Origin of the sequence: Sphingomonas sp. 22R3R2A-7, assembly GCF_036856055.1 — a bacterium.
In the GTDB taxonomy this organism is placed as follows: domain Bacteria; phylum Pseudomonadota; class Alphaproteobacteria; order Sphingomonadales; family Sphingomonadaceae; genus Sphingomonas.
Map to the genome: position 1 here is coordinate 1,881,942 of NZ_JASPFR010000001.1, position 16,263 is coordinate 1,898,204.

Sequence of the window (16,263 nt, forward strand, 5' to 3'; positions counted from 1 at the left end):
CCATCCCGCTAGACCGGCACGCCATGCCCCCCGCCCCGCCTCCCGCCCCTCTCGCCGCCCCCGAGTTCGATGCCGGTTTCCGCCATCAGCTCGACACATTGTTCGCGTGGCGGCGGGATGTGCGCCGCTTCCGTCGCGTGCCCCTGCCGCCCGGCGCGCTCGATCGCGTGCTGGGCGCAGCCGCAACCGCGCCGTCGGTCGGGCTCAGCCAGCCCTGGCGCTTCGTCACGGTGGAATCCCTCGACCGCCGCGCGGCGGTGCGCGCGGATTTCGTCGCATGCAACGCCGCCGCCCTGTCCGCGCAGGACGACGCACGCAGCGCACGCTATGCCCGCCTCAAGCTCGCAGGCCTCGATCAGGCGCCCTGCCATGTCGCGGTGTTCGTCGAACCCGATCCGGAACAGGGCCACGGGCTCGGTCGCGCGACGATGCCCGAAAGCGTCGCCTTCTCGGCGGTCATCGCGATCCACACGATCTGGCTGGCGGCGCGCGCCGAGGGCATCGGGCTCGGCTGGGTATCGATCCTCGACCCCGCGCGCATGACGCACATCCTCGACGTGCCCTCCGCGTGGCAGCTCGTCGGCTATCTCTGCATCGGCTATCCCGAAACCGACGGCGTGACACCCGAGCTCGAAACGGCGGGATGGGAAACGCGACGCGCGCTCAGGGTCATCGCGCGCTAGGTCGCGTAGCGGGTGACCGCACCGACCGACCGCGACACCGCGCGGGTTACGCCGCCAGCGTCCGCGTCGGAAAGACCGGACCGCGCACCTGCATCCGATCCGCACGATACGGCCGTTGCAGCGCCAGCACGTCGTCATAGCTGCCCGTCAGCCAGCGGTCGTGATCGTCGGGCCGCAGGATCGTGATCATCGCCTTGGGATGGATCGGCGCGACCAGTTCGTTCGCGTCGCACGTCACCATCGCGAAATAGCGCTGCTCACCGACCTGCCGCCAGAACCCGGCGATCGCGAACACCGGCTGATCGGTGACCGAGAACCACATCTCGCCCTTGATCGGCTTCTTGCCGTCGCCGAGGTCGGTCGGCTCGCGCGCCCATTCGCAGAATTCGGTCAGCGGGATCAGGCACCGGTTGGCAGGATCGCTCACCAGCGAACGCCATTGCGGCAAATGGAGCGTGCGGACGTTGGTCTGCGCGACCTTGCGCCCCGCCTGCTTGGCCTGCCCCGCAAGGACGTCCCACTCCATCACGTCGACACCGCGCCGCGCGCCCTCGTCGCGCACGACATAGGCGCGGCCGAACGGCCGAAGCTCTTTCGGATCGAAGCGGTTGTCCATCGGCTTGTCGGTCAGCCATTCGCCGCCGAACCGTTCGAAGATCGTATCCGGCTCGCCGCTGAACCGCGCGCGGTTGCACATCGATCAGTTGCCGGGGCTGCGGCGCTTGATCTCGCCGAGCAGCGCCTCGGCGACGGGATGCCCGATGTCGCCGCCGGTCTGCTGATACGCACTCGCCAGCTCGGTGTCCGACGCGGCGCTCAGCAGCGCCTCGACGCGCGCGCTGTACGCGTCGGCTTCGCCCGCCGCCGCATCGGCCGCGTCCTCGCTGGTCACGCCGGCCGCGTCAGCGGGCGCGTCACCGGGCGCGGGCGCGTGCGCCATCACCGCATTCTCCTTGAAGATGTCGAACGCGTCGGCCGCCTCGCTGCGCTGCTCCAGCGCGATTTCGAGAAGCGTGAACAGGTCGAGCGGGGATGTGGTGTTTTCCATGCGCCGACCTAAGCCGGTTTTGCGACGTCAGGCAAATTACGCGTCGGTCGACGGCGCGGCGGCGGGGCGCCGCTGCGACACGATCTGCGCGACGCGGTCGGCAAATTGCTTGAGCGTCGGCACGATGTCCGCGCGCGCCAGCTTGCGCGGATGCGGATCGATCGCGCACAGCGTCCCGTAGAACGAGTTGTCCGACAGGACGATCGGCAGCGAGACATAGCTCTTGAAGCCATAGAGCGCGGGCGCCGGATGGCTGTTCCACCGCGGATCGGCGGAGACGTCGTCGATGACGACCGCATTGCCGGACTCGCGGATGTCGTTGCAGATCGTCGTCGAGATGCGCAGCTCGTCCCCCGGCGACATGCCGAAGTCGATCTGGTCGAGCACTTGGCACGCGATCCAGCGCGCCTCGGTCACGCGCGCGACCGCGACGAATCCCATCCCCGTGAGCGCCGCCACCTCCTCAAGGATGCGGCGTATCTCGTCATCGTCGCCAAAGCGCGCGGCATCCGCGGCCAGTTCGTCGAACATAAGCTGGTCCCCCGCGCCGACCATAGCCCAGCCCGCGGGTTCTGACGACTCTTGGCGCACCCGGGCGCCGCCGCGAGCGGACGTCAGCGGCGGCGATACCGGGGATCGGGCGTGATCGCCTCGATCTTGTCGAGTTCCGCGATCAGATCCGCAAACCCGTCATCCGCGTCTTCGTCCGCGGCGACCGAGAACAGGCGATGAAACCCCGACCCCAGGACGTCGAGATCGCGTTGGGTCAGGAGACCAACAGCCACGATACGGTCTTTCGTCAAAATCCATCTCCCGGCGTAGATGAAGGCAACGGGCGACCGACGATTAAGTGCCTTCCCTATGTGGCGCGCGCCGACAATGCACGCGCACAGGCCGGCGTACGCAACAGACGTGTTCCCCAAGGCGCGGGCCGGCAGCTGCGACAAGTCGTAACTTTTACTTGCAGCACATGCCCTCACACTTCGTCGGTGGAGATCGGCTTCCGCGCGACCATCTGCACCGGTTTGCCAATGACAGGGCGGCCGTGTGGCCACCGCCGCGCGATGCACCGGTCTTTCGCGACCCTCGCAATCGTGACGGCATCGCCCTGATTGCCACCAAGGACATGATACGCAGCGGCATCCTCACCAACGTAGAACCCCACATGGCCACCGCCTGGACGCGCGAACACGAGCACTGCGCCCGGTGACAGGCGGTCAGGACGAAGGGCCTGCCCCCATGTCGACCACGACGTCGCGCGGACCGCGATCGCGACCGGTTCGATACCGTCTTCTTGCAGGCAGTAGGCGACGAACACGCCACACCACGGCACGCTGTCCGCGTTGTACACTAGGCCGAGGACCTTTGTGCCAAGTCGCTTCGCCCATCCAAGGATCGTTGCATTGTTGGCTGCCCCAGCAGCCTCCTTGGTCCCGAGCTTGGCTCGAGCTGCCTTCAGCCACTTCGGCTCTGTCGCCACACTATTCGCCTCTGATACTTACGCATGCGCAAGGAGCCCACCGCGACGGTTGAACGCACGGCGTTACAGCATTCGTTCCACCACAGGCCGCATCGCTGCCGCCAAGCCGTTTGCCGACCATCAGCCGAGCCAGCCGCCAACATCCGAAGACGAAAGACGTGCCCGCCCCACGCATGCTGGCGTGGTGCACGGGCGGCCACACCCCAGGCCATGCCACTAAATGACCGGTGCCCGTTTTTCTCGATAAAGCAGCCTGCCAGTGCTGATCGCTGCACGACCCTCGTGGCACCATGAAACGCGGCCCGCATGCTCATGATCTCAATGCAGGTTCTCGACATGAGCATCCAGCGTATAGCCGAGGCCGCGATCGGTTTTGATCAACCCTGTCCCGCTTGGATCCGCCGCGAGCTTGCGTCTCAACCTGAGTATCTGAACGTCGATGCTGCGGTCGTAGATATCTTCGTGCGCCCTCGTCGCGCGCATGAGCTGAAGCCTTGAAAGGGTACGCCCCGGCATTTCCAATAGCGCGACCAACAGTGCGTATTCTTTCTTGGTGAGCCCCACCAGAACCGCGTCCGGCGACGTCAGCTCGCGTGTGGCGTGCAGCAGCTCCCAGCCGTTGAACCTGTAGCCGCCGCGCAGCGACCGCGCACCAAGCCGCCCGAGTTCCTGGCGGCGAAGGACTGCCCGTGCCCTGACGAGCAACTCATGAAGGCTCAGCGGCCCGCTGAGAAAATCGTCCGCACCAAGCTCGAGACCGATAATCCGGTCGGCATCGACCTGATGGCCGTCGGCGTACAATATCACCGGGACGTTGGAGCGTCGGCGGATCTGGTTCAGGATGTCCAGGCCGTTGAACGTTCCGAGCCGTGAATCGAGCATGACGAGGCTCAGCGATTGCGCCTGGATGTGGCGCGTGACTTCGAGAGCACCGCAGCCGAGCGCGGTGCAGCGCTGGTCGACCAGATACGAAACGATGGCGTGACGACGCGCCGTATCCTCCTCGACGACGAGGACGCGACCCATCTGGGCCGATGGAGCCGGCAACGGCCCCGGTCGCGGGCCGAAGTCGGGCGTGGTGGGCGAGCGGTACATCGGGCAAACTCCCTCTCGTGCAAATGCCAGCCCTCGCGATTGGCGTTGCGCAGCAGCGGCGCGAGGGCGGGATAGCCATCCCCTTTTGCCGGGATCCGGAAAACGGCGTCGGCGAGCGGCGCATTACAACTGGTGCAGTGCCCGTATCATCTCGGCGGCACGCTCACCGATGATCGCGCACGGGGCTTGGGTGTTGCCCGTCGTGATACGCGGCATGATCGAGCCATCGGCGATGCGCAGCCCTTCAATCCCGTAGACCTTGAGCGAAGCGTCGACGACGGACATCGCGTCGCGGCCCATTTTGGCGGTGCAGCTCTGGTGCCAGTAGGTCACCGCCGCATCGCGGATGTACGCTTGCATTGCGCCGCCGTGCAGGTTTCCCGGCATGACCTCGTGCTTGACGAAGGGTCGAAACGCCTGCGCGTTGCCAAGCTCGCGACACAGCGCGACGCAGTTGGCGGCGGCCTGCACATCGCGCGGATCGGACATCATGTTCGCATCGATGTCGAGCGGCGCCAGCGGATCTGCGTTGCGCAGCCTCAGTCGCCCGCGGCTCTTGGGCTGGGCGAGGCCGGCGAACATCGTCCAGCCATGGTCCGGGACGCCGAGCGCCGCAGTCCGCTCGCTTGGTACTGGGAACTCGACCTGGCAGAACAGCAGGTCCGGCGCATCGAGGCGCGGATCGCTTTTCCAGTAGAGCGACGCCTCGCTCCCGCTGTTCCGCGGCGCGATCGGTTCGTTATATTCCCAGGTGCAGCCGAACGACACGTGATCCTGGAAATTCTGTCCGACCCCGGGCAGGTGCTCCACGACCGGAATGCCGACGCGGCTCAGTTCGGCCTGGTCGCCGATGCCGGAATGCATCAGCACCTTCGGCGTCTGTATCGCGCCCAGCGACAGCACCACCTCGAGCCGCGCGCCGATCACCAGGCGTTCGCCGCCGCGTTCGAGTTCGACGCCCGTTGCGCTTTTGCGATCCAGGATGACGCGTCGCACGATCGTATCGGTCAGCACCGTCAGGTTGGGACGATCCAGCATGGGCCGGACATACGCACGGAAAAGCGAATGGCGGCGCCCTTCGCGCACCAGAACGTCGGTTATCGCGGCGCCCCCGCGCCTTCCATCATGCGCCCGTTCGCGCTGTCGAACGTCGGGATGCCGAGCTCGCTGGCGGCGCTCAGCATCGCCTGTGCGACCGGGCTGGGGTCTGGGGAAGGCTGGACCCAGACCGGCCCGTCAGTGCCGCGATAGGCGGGATCCGGCGTGCCTTGCCAGTTCTCGATGCGCCGATAGATGTCGAGGACGTTGGCGTACTCCGAGTCGCTGTCGCCCGCCTCGGACGCGAAATGATCCCAGTCGCTGCGATGGCCACGCGCCCACAACGTCACGTTGACGCTGGATCCGCCGCCAAGGACCTTGCCCATCGGCATCGCCAGCGAACGCCCGTTCAGATGCGGGTTCGGGCTCGCCTGAAAGTCCCAGACCCGGTCGCTCGTCAGATTGGTCGGCCACAACCCGGGATCCAGCACCGCCTCGAGCTCGTCGCTCCCGCCGGCTTCGACGAGCAGGACCTGGACGTCGGGATTTTCGGCCAGCCGGGCCGCGACGACCGAGCCCGATGCGCCGGCGCCGCAGACGATGAAGTCATAGGCCGGCTTCAGCTTGGCCGTCAGGTGCGCCTGGTTGGCGTTCGCGCGTTCCTGAAATGCACGGTCTTCGTGATGCGTCGCGGTCGCCATTGCGTCACTCCCTTGAATCCATCGGCTCGCGACGATGATTGTGAGCGGGAGCGAGTTGGCGGCCAATCGTGCCGGACGTGTCGGTAGGGCACCTGAACAGGAGGGATAATGGGCGTGGTTCGCTGCTGGGACGGGGTTACCCTGTCCCTGGGTATAGGCTGATCGATCGCCGACCGCCTGGTCCGGCTGCGCTTCGCGGCGACCGGTGCGACCGGGGGCCTGCTATAAGCGGATAATCCCGCGCCTGAGCGCCGTCGTCACGGCCTGGGTCCGATCGCCGACGCCCAGTTTCTGAAATATCGTGCGGAGATGGGCCTTTACGGTCTGTTCGGACACCGACAGTTCCCGCGCCACGACCTTGTTGGCCTGCCCGGCGGCGACGAGCGCCAAAATGTCGATTTCGCGCGGGGTCAATGAGTCTTCGGCAGCGTGCATCGCGATGTCCTGCGCGACGTCGGCGGGTATGTAGCGCCGGCCGGCATGCACCGTGCGAATTGCCGTGAGCATTTCGTCGATCAGCGAGCTCTTGAGCAGATAGCCGCGCGCGCCGGCCTTCAAGGCTCTCACCGCCTGAACGTCGCCGTGATAGGTCGTGAGCACGACAATATGTGCATCGGGCGCCCGGGCCCGGATCAGCGCGATCGCCTCGATCCCGTCCATCACGGGCATTTGCAGATCCATCAGCGTGACGTCCGGGCGCAGGCGGTCGAACTGCGCGATCGCGTCGGCCCCATGCTCCGCCTCCCCGACGATCTCCATGTCCTGCTCGGGCGCCACGATCCCGGCAATACCCTGACGCAGCAGGATGTGATCGTCGACGACGAGGATGCGGATCGACGCCGTCACGAGAAGCGCTTTCGCGCGGCACGCAGAATGGCGCGAGGACGCTTCAAGTACCGCACCGGATCATCGCGATAGGCCGCGCGTCGCGGCACGACGAGCGCCACTTCGGTCCCGTCGCCCGCGCGGCTTGTAACCGTGAGCCGGCCACCGATCCGCTCGGCGCGCTCCCGCATGCCGCGCAAGCCGAAATGTCCCGGTCGCTCGCCGTGATCGAGTATATCCCCGGGGATCCCGACCCCGTCATCGCGAATGGCCAGGCTCACGCCCCCGCGGTCCCAGACCAGCAGGACGTCGACCAGATTTGCCGCCGCATGCTGCTTGATGTTGCGCATGGCCTCTTCGCCTATCCGGTGTATCTCCTCGAGCACGAGCGGGTGGATCTCGCGTGGAGTCCCTTCCACGTTCATCTGTATCCGGGGGCCGCGATGATCCGCAATGCCGGCGGCGCTTTCGAACACCGCACGTGCCAGATCGCTCGCCGCGCCCTGCGACCGCAGGTCGAGGACCCGGTCCCGACCCTCCACCAACACCGCTTGGGCGCGCTTCAGGGCTTCGTCGAGTGGTTGTCGCGCGGCCGGATCGGGCACGCGGTTCACCCCTGCCTTGATCTGCAGCATCAGACCCTGGAACCCCTGCAGCAAGGTATCGTGCAGCTCGCGCGCGATACGCTCCCGCTCGGCGATGCGGACGTTAAAACGATTTTGCAGCTGTGCCGTCACTTGCTTCAGCCGCAGGAGATAGAGCACGACGAGGATGCCGACCACGCCGAGGCCGATAAGCAGTTTGAACCAGACCGATTGGACGAATGTAGGTGGGATGGTGAAGTCGAGCGTTGCGCCGTCCCTGTTCCACACGCCGTCGTTGTTCGCCGCCATCACCCGGAAGCGATAGCTCCCTGGCCCCAAATTGGTGTAGAACGCCTCGCGCCGCGTCCCGGCGTCAATCCAGTCTTCGTCCATGCCTTCCAGCCGATAACGGAACCGGACCCTGCTCGGTATCGACAGGCTGAGGCCGGCATATTGGATCGCCAGTCGCGACGTGCCGCTGGCCAACGTCATAGTGGTAGGATCGCGATATCGCGCTGCTCCCACGGTGATGGCCCGGATCGAGACCGGCGGCGGCAACGGGTTTCGCAGCAGCCGGGCGGGATCGATCGACACCACGCCGCCCGTCGTCGCAAACCAGAGCCGCCCGTCGCCGCCCCGCGCCGCATCCCTGTATCCATCGCGGACATAGACATTGGGAACGCCGTCCTCGAGATTCAGGATTGTCGCGCGCAACGGCGCCCGGGGATCGGTGAACGCGCGATCAAGGTCCGACGACGACACACCGGCTAGGCCGGCTCTTCCGATCAGCCATGTCTGACCAGCGGAAGTCTCCACGATCCCAGAAGGCGCTATCAGCCACGGAAACCGGGCCGCGTCCACCGTCTGCAGGCGTCCATCGACCACGCGTGAGATGCCGAACTCTCCCCCGAGCAAGGTGCGACGAGCGCCGGAATAGGCGGTGCTCAGATCGTCGAGGCCCGCACGAAGGATGGTCGCCGCGTCTCTGCCCGAACGGTCCAGCCGGACGAGGCCGCCCGAGGCAAGCACGGCAAGCGGGCGCCACGCCTGGTCGGGAACGAGGAACCGCCGCGATCGATCGGGTCGCGTGGGGAGAAGATGGTCCCATCGGCCGGAGGAGTGCCGAATGCGCAACCCCGTGCGGCTCGCCAGAAGCAGGCTGTCGGCGTAGTCGACCACGCAACCCTGCCAATCCCGTTCCGCGGGAACCGCGACACGCGCGATGCCGTTCGCCCCGATACGGAGTGCCGCGCCTGTCTGGATGGCCCAGATGGTGCCGTCGGGTCCTTCGCACAGATCGTGCGTCTCGCCGCCCGCGCCCGCAATGCGCTGCGGCCCGCCGCCTGGCGCGATCGAGAACACGCCGTCGGCGGCGCCGACATACACATTGCCGTTCCGCACGCCCAATAGCGCGTATCCCCAGGGGCCCGGAACGCCCACTTCCGACGAAACGGCCACGTTGGCGCTGCGAAACCGATCGAGACCCAGGCTGGTCCCGACCCAGATATTGCCTTCACGGTCCTCCAGAACCGACTGGCTGGCGTCAGAGCTCAGCCCATCCTTTGCCGTGAAACGTTCGATGCGTTCGGTGTCGCGCTGCTCGCCCCGTGCCGCCGGCGCCCGCATGCGAAAGATGCCGGCAGCGTTCACGCCCCACAGATTGCCGTCCCGGTCGAAGCCCGTATCGAACCCGCGACGCGCGCCGGGCGTCGGTACCGTGCTTCGGGACGCGGCTGGCGACGCCGTCAGTATCCGGCTTCCGCCGTCGTCGGAAAGCCATATCCGTCCGCTCCGGTCTTCACTCACCGCTGCGTGCCCGGCAGGCGTGCCCATCCTTTCGAAGCGTCTCGATCCCTTGCGGAGCAGCAGGATCGCATCCAGCGTCGTGACCCAGAGTGCCCCGTCTCTCGCCGCCGTTACGTCGATCACCCAGTCGTCGGGCAACCCCCAGTTCGCACCGATTTCCGCCCAGCGTCCATCCGCACGGCGGAGCAAGGCGTTGCCCTTCCGGCCGGCGGCCACCCAGATCGCGCCGTCTCGCGTCTGTGCGAAGCGCATCGTGAACGCGTCGGTCTTGGGGACATTGGCCTCCAGACGCAGCGCACCGTCTCGATAGGTCGCGAGGGCACCGTTCTCATACCCGACCCAGATCGTCCCGTCCCGCGCGCGGAGCAACGCGGTGGCGCGCCAGCTGTCGGCGCGCGGTGCGCGCAACGGGATGTGTTCGAAGCTGACCCCGTCGAAGCGATAGACGCCGGACGTACTGGCGATCCACAGATAGCCGTCAATGCTCTGCGCCAGCGCGTAGATGCTCTGCGGGGCACCCTCCGCGATCGTCCAGCGTGTATGTTTGTACTGATGCAGGTCCCGTGCGGGATCGAGAGCGACCGCCGCTCCAGGTACGAGCATGACCAACGCAGCGGCAAAGCCCCATCGCCGGGCCGCCGCGGTTCCACTCGCTCTCCGCATGACCGGCCCGTCGACACGCCCCATCGTTTTGCCCCCGCCTGTTTTGTCCCGCCCGCTTCGATCCGCCCGCTTCGGTCCGCCCGCCAATCGGATACCCCGACCGCAGGACGCTTCCACTCCCCAAATGGCGCAGCGAACTATAACCCATATCGGGATGCCGGGCAGCCAATAGCTCGACTACTGCCCAGCGGATGCGATCAATACTTTCCAAATTCCCCGATGGCCGCGTCGGCGCGGGGCTCTTGCTGCTGCGACTGTCGGCGGCGATTTCGATCCTCGCCACGCCGGTACTCATCGAGGCAACTGCCCGCTCCTGGATCGTCACGCTCCTTGCAGTCGGCCTCCTCATCGGACTGTGGACGCGGATGGCGGCGGTCCTGTGTCTCGCACTGCTGATAGTCGTCCTGCTGAGGAGCCCAACGCCAACCGGCGTCGCGGCACAGGTCCTGCAGATGGCGGCGATAATGCTGTCGGGTGCCGGTGCGTATTCCACGGATGCGATCATGTTCGGCCGCCGAACGATCGTTCTAGGCAGCGGGCAGGACTAGGTTTGCCGACTGCAGGTAGCACGAGCGCGTCCCCCAGATGGGGAACGCGTCGATAGATGCGCTGGGGATTTGGCGGTCCGGCACCGCGTGCGACAATGCCGGTCGGCAGGAGGCTGCTGCAGGGAGTGATGGGATGAGCCAGGCAATCGCATGGTCGAAGGTGGAGACGAGGCCAGGACCCCGCCTGCCCTTCGGGAACGGCGCAGGGACCGGATGCGGGCCGTTCGGCATGTCCGCCGTCTCGGAGCAATCGCTCGCGCCCGAGACGGAAGAAGACGCCGAGGCTCTTGTCGTGGTCGTCGATGACGATCCGGTGATCCGCGAACGCATCGTCCTGCTTCTGGGGTCGGTCGATATCGAGGCCGTCGCCTTCGCGTCGGGCCGCGCGATGTTGCAGGCGGCCCTTCCCGATCGCCCCGGATGCTTCATCCTCGATGTCCGCATGCCCGGGCTCAGCGGCCTCGACCTCCAGCAGATCCTCATCGCCAACGACGTCGGCCGGCCGGTCGTCTTCCTTACCGGTCACGCGGATATCGCGATGGGCGTGCAGGCCATGAAGCTCGGCGCCGTCGATTTCCTCACCAAGCCATGCCGCGATCAGACCCTGCTGGATGCGGTCGCCCTGGCCACGGGCCACGACCGTCGGCGCCGCGCGGCGGACAAGGTTGCGCGGCGGCAGGCAGACCTCGTTGCGACGCTGACCCCGCGGGAACGGCAGGTCCTGCAGGCGGTGGCGATCGGGCGGCTCAACAAGCAGATCGCGCATGAGCTTGGCATCAGCGAGATCACCGTGAAGCTGCATCGCGGCAATGTCATGCGCAAGCTCAGTGCCTCTTCGGTCGGCGACCTGGTTCGCCTGTGGGAATGGCTCCCCCGGCAGGTCCGCGAGGCGTCGCTCGCCACGGCCTGATCGCATCAAGTCCGAACGAGGATGTCGCCGCAAGCGCTGACTACCGCCGTAGGCATTCGCCGTACCGCCGTGACCGTGCCGTAGCGCGGTGCCGATACGCCGGGCCGACCGGCAATCACGCCGACACGGGAGTTTCTCATGAATACGGACCTTCTCGACAGGCGGGCACCGTCGGAGCCGGCGATCGCCTTCTCCACGCGCTTGCACCACACGGCCTATGTTTCCGCCGATCAGGAGCGCACGCGTCACTTCTACGAAGACGTGATCGGCATTCCGCTGACCGGCTTCTGGATCGAACGCGAGACGCTCGGTGGCGTCGTGCATGAGTTCAGTCTGGCGCTCTATGCCCTGGCCGACGGCTGCGCGCTGTCCTTCTTTAATTTTACCGATGCCGAGCTTCAGGCGCGCAATGCGGCGAAGAGGCAGGGGCTGTTCGTCCATCTTGCGTTGCAGGCCAGCCGGTCCGAACAGGATGCGCTTCGCGAACGGCTAGAGCAGGCCGGCTTTCAGGCGATGGACTTCAACCATGGCTATGCGCGTTCGCTCTACGTCGAAGACCCCGACGGACAGATGCTCGAATTCTGCGAGGAACCCGACGGTATGGACGGCGTCACCGCGCAGCAGCGGACGGTCGCGCATCAGACACTGCGTCGCTGGCAGGCGGGCGACCGAGCGGTCAACAATGTCCTGATCCGTCAGGATTGACGATGTGGCAGGCGGCTACGGGCCGCCTGCCACGCCCCGGTGGATCGTGGCGCCGCGATCACGGGCTTGGCCCTGCGGCTATACCGGAGCGTCGGCGGTGATGGGCGGCCTGGCGTTTCAAACGTAGTCGATCGCCACCCATGCGTCGTTTCGCCGTCGCGACCGAAACGCATGACGGCGCGATGACCACGGATCCACAGCCTGCCCGTACCGAGCGGTGCACGATCTTGAGCTTCCTGATCGATTCCCTGGCGCTCTACGCCGCCGCCCAATACCCGACCGCGGAATCGGTGGAGCTGGCATCGCTCATCCGCACCCGTCACGCGCAGCAGGCGACTGACCGAAACCGGCAACCAGCCGTCAAGCGGTGCAGCCATCGAGCCCCCGCCCTCTGGAGATCGTCAATGAACAATGAGATGAAACGGTTTTTACATCATCCTGCGCTTGCACTATTGGCAAGAGTCGCTCTGACTTTCCCATTTTGGGGAAGCGGCGTTACCAAGATTCTATATTTCGATTCCGCCATCGCAGAAATGACGCAATTCGACCTGCGCCCCGCAATAGTGTTCAGTGTCGCCACGATAGCCGTCCAGCTACTCGGATCGATCCTGATCATTGCAACCCGGCTCGCCTGGCTGGGTGCGGGCGCACTTGCCGTATTTACGGGCCTGACGGTCATACTGGTCCACCACTTCTGGTCGCTGACCGAGGAGCCGTTTCGGACGATCGCCTTCCATACCGCGACGGAGCATGTCGGGATCATCGGCGGGCTGATTGCGATCTCGATCCTCGGGGCTCGTCGCCCCCGGCCAAGCGGAATTCGCACGGAAGCACGGTACCAAGCCGCCTCGACTACCGATGAAACCCCATGCACCTTGCATTGAAGCACGATGTGAACACCATCGATGCAGGACATCGCTACTAGCGTATCAGATACGAGGCGTAGCATGACCAACAAAGCAAAGATTGCCTTTTTCGTATTGGCATCATTGACAATGATGATGCTTTTAATGTCGTTGCTGTCGGCTTTCCCGAGGCATGTACTCGCTAATTCCTCTGCGCGGATCGTTTGCTATTTCTGGCATCAGATGCAGACCGATGAGGATCGCTACCTTCAAACCTGCTCCACGACGACGCCGTGAACGTACCGGAGAAGTAAGTCGCGTGCGCGATACACAAACGTCAGGTGCAGGCGCGGACTTGATCGGCATCGCAAAGCCGCCGAAGATGGCAAGATGTATCGGGAAGGGCTGACAGATCTGACGGCGATCATCGCAATCGCCAAGCGCGGATCATTCCGCGCCGCAGCCCGCGATCTGGAAATGTCAGCCACGGCGCTGAGCAGTGCCGTGGCAAAGCTCGAGGCCAGTCTTGGCGTTCGACTGTTCAATCGAACGACGCGCAGCGTGTCGCTTACCGATGCCGGACGCCGCTTCGTCGAGCAAGTCGGGCCTGCGCTGCAGGAGATCGCGCACGCCATGGAGACCGTCCGCTCGCAGCAAACGGTCCCCGCCGGTACGATCAGGATCAATGCCTTTCCGACCGCGGCGCGTGCGATCATGGCGCCGCTGATCGTCGCGTTCGTCCGCCGCTACCCGCAGGTTCACGTCGATATCGTCACCGAGGGGCGCCTCGTGGACATCGTCGCCGACGGCTTCGACCTCGGCGTCCGTGAATCCGCGCTGATCCCCAGCGACATGATCGCGCTGTCGCTGCGCCACCCGCAGAGGTTCGCCGTGGTGGCCGCTCCCGGCTATCTCGACCACCATAGTGCGCCGCAGGTTCCTGCGGATCTGCTCGAGCACCGCTGCGTTCGCGTGCGCCTGCCCGACGGCTCGCTCTACCGGTGGCAGTTCCGGCAAGGGGACGCGATCGCCCAGATCGACGTCGAGGGCCCCGTCACCGTCGACGAGGCAAGCATCGCCCGCATGGCGGTCATCGAGGGTCTTGGCCTCGGCTTCCTGATGGAACAGGACGTCCACGACGATCTGGAATCGGGCCGCTTGATCCGCGTCCTGGAAGACTGGACGCCCCCGTTCGGCGGGCTCTGCCTGTACTATCCCGGGCGCCGCAACCCGTCCGCCGCCTTCAGGGCGTTTCTCGATCTGGCTCGGGAACTTTGCGTATGACGACGTGGCGGAGGCGTCACTGCGTTCCTGCCGTACCGAGCCCTGCTACGGATAAACGGTAACAGGCAGCACCCGGTATTTCGACCGTAACGTCGCATGCGTATTGTGAAGCCCGTCGGTGACACGTCTCCCCGCATGACGGCGATGACAATCAGATCATCCGAGGCTTGCAATGTACGAACGCGTCATGGAACCGGAGCCGGGCATCGGTCCGGCCCGTTGCGATTTACGGCGACATCGTGCGGACACCATGGCCGCCACGCCGCCGATGATGGAGGCCTATCTCAGCATGATGCGGGCGTCGGCACTCATCGCCGCCGAACGCATTGGCCTGTTCGAAGCGCTTGCAGGGGGATTCATGGCGCCGGACGCGCTTGCGCACAGGTTGGACGTCAGCGAGATCGGCCTCGGGCGCTTGGCGGATCTGCTCGTCGAGACCGGCCATCTCGAGCGGCGCGGCACTTCTCTGGGCAATACGCCCGCGACCATGCGCTGGTTCACGAGCCGTGGCGAAGTGGATTTCAGCGCCGGGCTTGGCTGGACGGCGGACGCGTGGACGATCATGAGCGAACTCCCCGATGCCGTACGACGCGGGGCGCCGGTGCAACTGCTGTGGGACAGGATGGACGCGGATCCCGCGCTCGGGATGCGCTTCTCGCGCTACATGCGCGCCTTCGCCGAGCATCTGACGCCTGACCTGCTGCGCCTGGTCGACCTGCCCGCCAACGCGGCACGGCTGCTGGATCTCGGCGGTTCGCACGGGATCCACGCAACGTCACTGTGCCAGCAATATCCACAACTTCACTCCGTCATCATCGATCTCGAAAGCGCGCTACGGGATACGGGGACGAGCATCGATGCGATGGGATTTGGTGACCGCATCTCAGTTCGCCCTGCCGATATCCGCGCGTGCGATTGGGGCGGAGAGTATGACGCCATCCTCTACCTCTCGGTGGCGCACAACCTGTACGCGCACGAGAACCAACGTATCTTCCGGCACGCGCGGTCGGTGCTGCGGCCCGGCGGCAAGCTGATCATCCACGATTATCCGCGGGAGACGACGCCCGCCCTGTTCGGCGCTGCATTCGGCCTCACGCTTATGGTCGAAACGGGCACGCGTGCTTTCACTTACGCGGAGCTGTGGGACATGCTCACGAAGTCCGGATTCTCCACCATCGCACGGCATGTTCTCCTCCCGGCGGAAAAGGGAACGATCATCATCGCGCAGGCCTGATCGGTCGACGTCTACGGCGGTTTCCACACCGGCTCGTGGCGCCCGGCACTCTTAACGCCGGTTACACCTGCAGTCTGCCAAGACGCCAGTGAAGCACATCTGACACGTAGCGATGCCAATTCACGCACGACACCGACGGCCCAACCTGGGCCCCGAACGTGAGAAGTGGCGATGTCGACGCAAACCTACGCAGCCTTCCTGGTGACGGCGACCCTCCTGACCATGGTGCCCGGGCTGGACACCGCGATGGTGCTACGCTCCGCGACGGCCGATGGTTCTCGCGCCGGAATGGCGACCGGGCTCGGTATCGCCATCGGATGCCTGTGCTGGGGCGCGACTGCGGCTTTCGGGTTGACGGCGTTGCTCGATGCCTGGCCGCTCGCGTTCGAGGGGCTCCGGTGGACCGGTGCGATCTATCTCGGCTGGCTCGGTGCCCAATTCCTGCTGCATCCCCGGATCGCGCTTGCGACCGATGAGGAGGTCGGCCGGGCCGCGACGATCTTCGGCGCGACCCGCCGAGGCTTCACCACGAATATCCTCAATCCCAAGGTCGGCGCATTTTATCTGACGCTGCTGCCGCAATTCGTACCCGCCGGCGATGCGAACCAGGCTCGCGCGCTCGTCTCTGGCCGCGATTCACGCCGTGATCGTCATCATCTGGTTCTCGATACTCGCGGTCGTCACCGGCGGCATCCGCCCGTGGCTCCGACGCCCCGGCGTCGTCCCCACGCTCGACCGCGTCACCGGCGGCATCCTGGTGCTGCTCGGGATCCAGCTCGCGGTCCTGCGCCCACAAATTTAGGAAGGTCCACGC

Annotated in this window: 19 protein-coding genes and 1 pseudogene; 10 read left to right on the forward strand and 10 right to left on the reverse strand. The window is 65.7% G+C overall.

All coding sequences use genetic code 11. The features are described from left to right. Positions 1 to 23 precede the first annotated feature (23 nt). Positions 24 to 683: a 5,6-dimethylbenzimidazole synthase gene (bluB, locus tag QP165_RS08840; RefSeq protein ID WP_333995234.1), complete on the forward strand. Its 660-nt coding sequence runs from the start codon at positions 24 to 26 to the stop codon at positions 681 to 683. Positions 684 to 729: 46 nt separating this feature from the next. On the opposite strand, the gene QP165_RS08845 is transcribed toward bluB, so the two are convergent. The 10 genes from QP165_RS08845 to QP165_RS08890 form a co-directional block, all read right to left on the reverse strand. Further along, positions 730 to 1,380, reverse strand: a complete 651-nt coding sequence (locus QP165_RS08845) for an SOS response-associated peptidase family protein (protein WP_056017415.1) — start codon at positions 1,378 to 1,380, stop codon at positions 730 to 732. A 3-nt stretch (positions 1,381 to 1,383) separates the two neighbouring features. Continuing rightward, positions 1,384 to 1,731, reverse strand: a complete 348-nt coding sequence (locus QP165_RS08850) for a hypothetical protein (RefSeq protein WP_333995236.1) — start codon at positions 1,729 to 1,731, stop codon at positions 1,384 to 1,386. Between the two features lie 36 nt (positions 1,732 to 1,767). Beyond that, positions 1,768 to 2,262, reverse strand: a complete 495-nt coding sequence (locus QP165_RS08855) for a GAF domain-containing protein (protein ID WP_333995238.1) — start codon at positions 2,260 to 2,262, stop codon at positions 1,768 to 1,770. Between the two features lie 83 nt (positions 2,263 to 2,345). Then, a complete protein-coding gene (locus QP165_RS08860; RefSeq protein ID WP_200916162.1) occupies positions 2,346 to 2,516 on the reverse strand; it encodes a hypothetical protein in 171 nt (56 codons plus the stop codon). Positions 2,517 to 2,707: 191 nt separating this feature from the next. After that, entirely contained in the window at positions 2,708 to 3,211 is a 504-nt protein-coding gene (locus tag QP165_RS08865) for a TIGR02594 family protein (protein ID WP_333995241.1), read from the reverse strand. A gap of 318 nt (positions 3,212 to 3,529) precedes the next feature. After that, entirely contained in the window at positions 3,530 to 4,306 is a 777-nt protein-coding gene (locus tag QP165_RS08870; protein ID WP_333995243.1) for a winged helix-turn-helix domain-containing protein, read from the reverse strand. 123 nt (positions 4,307 to 4,429) lie between these two features. After that, positions 4,430 to 5,392, reverse strand: coding sequence for a GMC family oxidoreductase (locus tag QP165_RS08875; RefSeq protein WP_333995245.1), 963 nt, complete (start codon positions 5,390 to 5,392; stop codon positions 4,430 to 4,432). Between the two features lie 11 nt (positions 5,393 to 5,403). After that, positions 5,404 to 6,045 carry a GMC family oxidoreductase N-terminal domain-containing protein gene (locus tag QP165_RS08880; RefSeq protein WP_333995247.1) on the reverse strand — a complete coding sequence of 214 codons (642 nt, stop codon included), beginning with the start codon at positions 6,043 to 6,045 and terminating at the stop codon, positions 5,404 to 5,406. Positions 6,046 to 6,267: 222 nt separating this feature from the next. Beyond that, the gene (locus tag QP165_RS08885) at positions 6,268 to 6,891 is read right to left on the reverse strand and encodes a response regulator transcription factor (protein ID WP_333995249.1); all 624 of its coding nucleotides are present in this window, start codon (positions 6,889 to 6,891) and stop codon (positions 6,268 to 6,270) included. Beyond that, the gene (locus tag QP165_RS08890; protein WP_333995251.1) at positions 6,888 to 9,629 is read right to left on the reverse strand and encodes a sensor histidine kinase; all 2,742 of its coding nucleotides are present in this window, start codon (positions 9,627 to 9,629) and stop codon (positions 6,888 to 6,890) included. Before QP165_RS08890 ends, QP165_RS08885 begins: the two co-directional genes overlap by 4 nt. Positions 9,630 to 10,114: 485 nt before the next feature. Here QP165_RS08890 and QP165_RS08895 point away from each other — a divergent pair, with 485 nt between their 5' ends. From QP165_RS08895 to QP165_RS08930, 9 genes and pseudogenes are all read left to right on the forward strand, one after another. Continuing rightward, the gene (locus QP165_RS08895; RefSeq protein ID WP_333995252.1) at positions 10,115 to 10,471 is read left to right on the forward strand and encodes a hypothetical protein; all 357 of its coding nucleotides are present in this window, start codon (positions 10,115 to 10,117) and stop codon (positions 10,469 to 10,471) included. Between the two features lie 292 nt (positions 10,472 to 10,763). Then, positions 10,764 to 11,381: a response regulator transcription factor gene (locus QP165_RS08900; RefSeq protein ID WP_333995253.1), complete on the forward strand. Its 618-nt coding sequence runs from the start codon at positions 10,764 to 10,766 to the stop codon at positions 11,379 to 11,381. 138 nt (positions 11,382 to 11,519) lie between these two features. Beyond that, positions 11,520 to 12,086, forward strand: coding sequence for a VOC family protein (locus QP165_RS08905; protein WP_333995254.1), 567 nt, complete (start codon positions 11,520 to 11,522; stop codon positions 12,084 to 12,086). A gap of 140 nt (positions 12,087 to 12,226) precedes the next feature. Beyond that, positions 12,227 to 12,970 carry a DoxX family protein gene (locus QP165_RS08910; RefSeq protein WP_333995256.1) on the forward strand — a complete coding sequence of 248 codons (744 nt, stop codon included), beginning with the start codon at positions 12,227 to 12,229 and terminating at the stop codon, positions 12,968 to 12,970. Positions 12,971 to 13,033: 63 nt separating this feature from the next. Then, positions 13,034 to 13,228, forward strand: a complete 195-nt coding sequence (locus tag QP165_RS08915) for a hypothetical protein (RefSeq protein ID WP_333995257.1) — start codon at positions 13,034 to 13,036, stop codon at positions 13,226 to 13,228. Positions 13,229 to 13,321: 93 nt separating this feature from the next. Beyond that, positions 13,322 to 14,215, forward strand: a complete 894-nt coding sequence (locus QP165_RS08920; protein ID WP_333995259.1) for a LysR family transcriptional regulator — start codon at positions 13,322 to 13,324, stop codon at positions 14,213 to 14,215. Between the two features lie 172 nt (positions 14,216 to 14,387). Then, entirely contained in the window at positions 14,388 to 15,449 is a 1,062-nt protein-coding gene (locus QP165_RS08925; RefSeq protein ID WP_333995260.1) for a class I SAM-dependent methyltransferase, read from the forward strand. A 246-nt stretch (positions 15,450 to 15,695) separates the two neighbouring features. After that, positions 15,696 to 15,989: pseudogene (locus QP165_RS19995) on the forward strand (LysE family translocator); the annotation flags it as partial. Between the two features lie 103 nt (positions 15,990 to 16,092). Next, positions 16,093 to 16,251: a hypothetical protein gene (locus QP165_RS08930; protein ID WP_333995262.1), complete on the forward strand. Its 159-nt coding sequence runs from the start codon at positions 16,093 to 16,095 to the stop codon at positions 16,249 to 16,251. Positions 16,252 to 16,263: the final 12 nt, after the last annotated feature.

Excerpts from the sequence above, each read along its gene's own strand:
- bluB (WP_333995234.1), top strand. The coding sequence starts at position 24 with ATGCCCCCCGCCCCGCCTCCCGCCCCTCTCGCCGCCCCCGAGTTCGAT.
- QP165_RS08845 (WP_056017415.1), bottom strand. The coding sequence starts at position 1,380 with ATGTGCAACCGCGCGCGGTTCAGCGGCGAGCCGGATACGATCTTCGAA.
- QP165_RS08850 (WP_333995236.1), bottom strand. The coding sequence starts at position 1,731 with ATGGAAAACACCACATCCCCGCTCGACCTGTTCACGCTTCTCGAAATC.
- QP165_RS08855 (WP_333995238.1), bottom strand. The coding sequence starts at position 2,262 with ATGTTCGACGAACTGGCCGCGGATGCCGCGCGCTTTGGCGACGATGAC.
- QP165_RS08870 (WP_333995243.1), bottom strand. The coding sequence starts at position 4,306 with ATGTACCGCTCGCCCACCACGCCCGACTTCGGCCCGCGACCGGGGCCG.
- QP165_RS08880 (WP_333995247.1), bottom strand. The coding sequence starts at position 6,045 with ATGGCGACCGCGACGCATCACGAAGACCGTGCATTTCAGGAACGCGCG.
- QP165_RS08895 (WP_333995252.1), top strand. The coding sequence starts at position 10,115 with ATGCGATCAATACTTTCCAAATTCCCCGATGGCCGCGTCGGCGCGGGG.
- QP165_RS08905 (WP_333995254.1), top strand. The coding sequence starts at position 11,520 with ATGAATACGGACCTTCTCGACAGGCGGGCACCGTCGGAGCCGGCGATC.
- QP165_RS08910 (WP_333995256.1), top strand. The coding sequence starts at position 12,227 with ATGCGTCGTTTCGCCGTCGCGACCGAAACGCATGACGGCGCGATGACC.
- QP165_RS08915 (WP_333995257.1), top strand. The coding sequence starts at position 13,034 with ATGACCAACAAAGCAAAGATTGCCTTTTTCGTATTGGCATCATTGACA.
- QP165_RS08920 (WP_333995259.1), top strand. The coding sequence starts at position 13,322 with ATGTATCGGGAAGGGCTGACAGATCTGACGGCGATCATCGCAATCGCC.
- QP165_RS08925 (WP_333995260.1), top strand. The coding sequence starts at position 14,388 with ATGTACGAACGCGTCATGGAACCGGAGCCGGGCATCGGTCCGGCCCGT.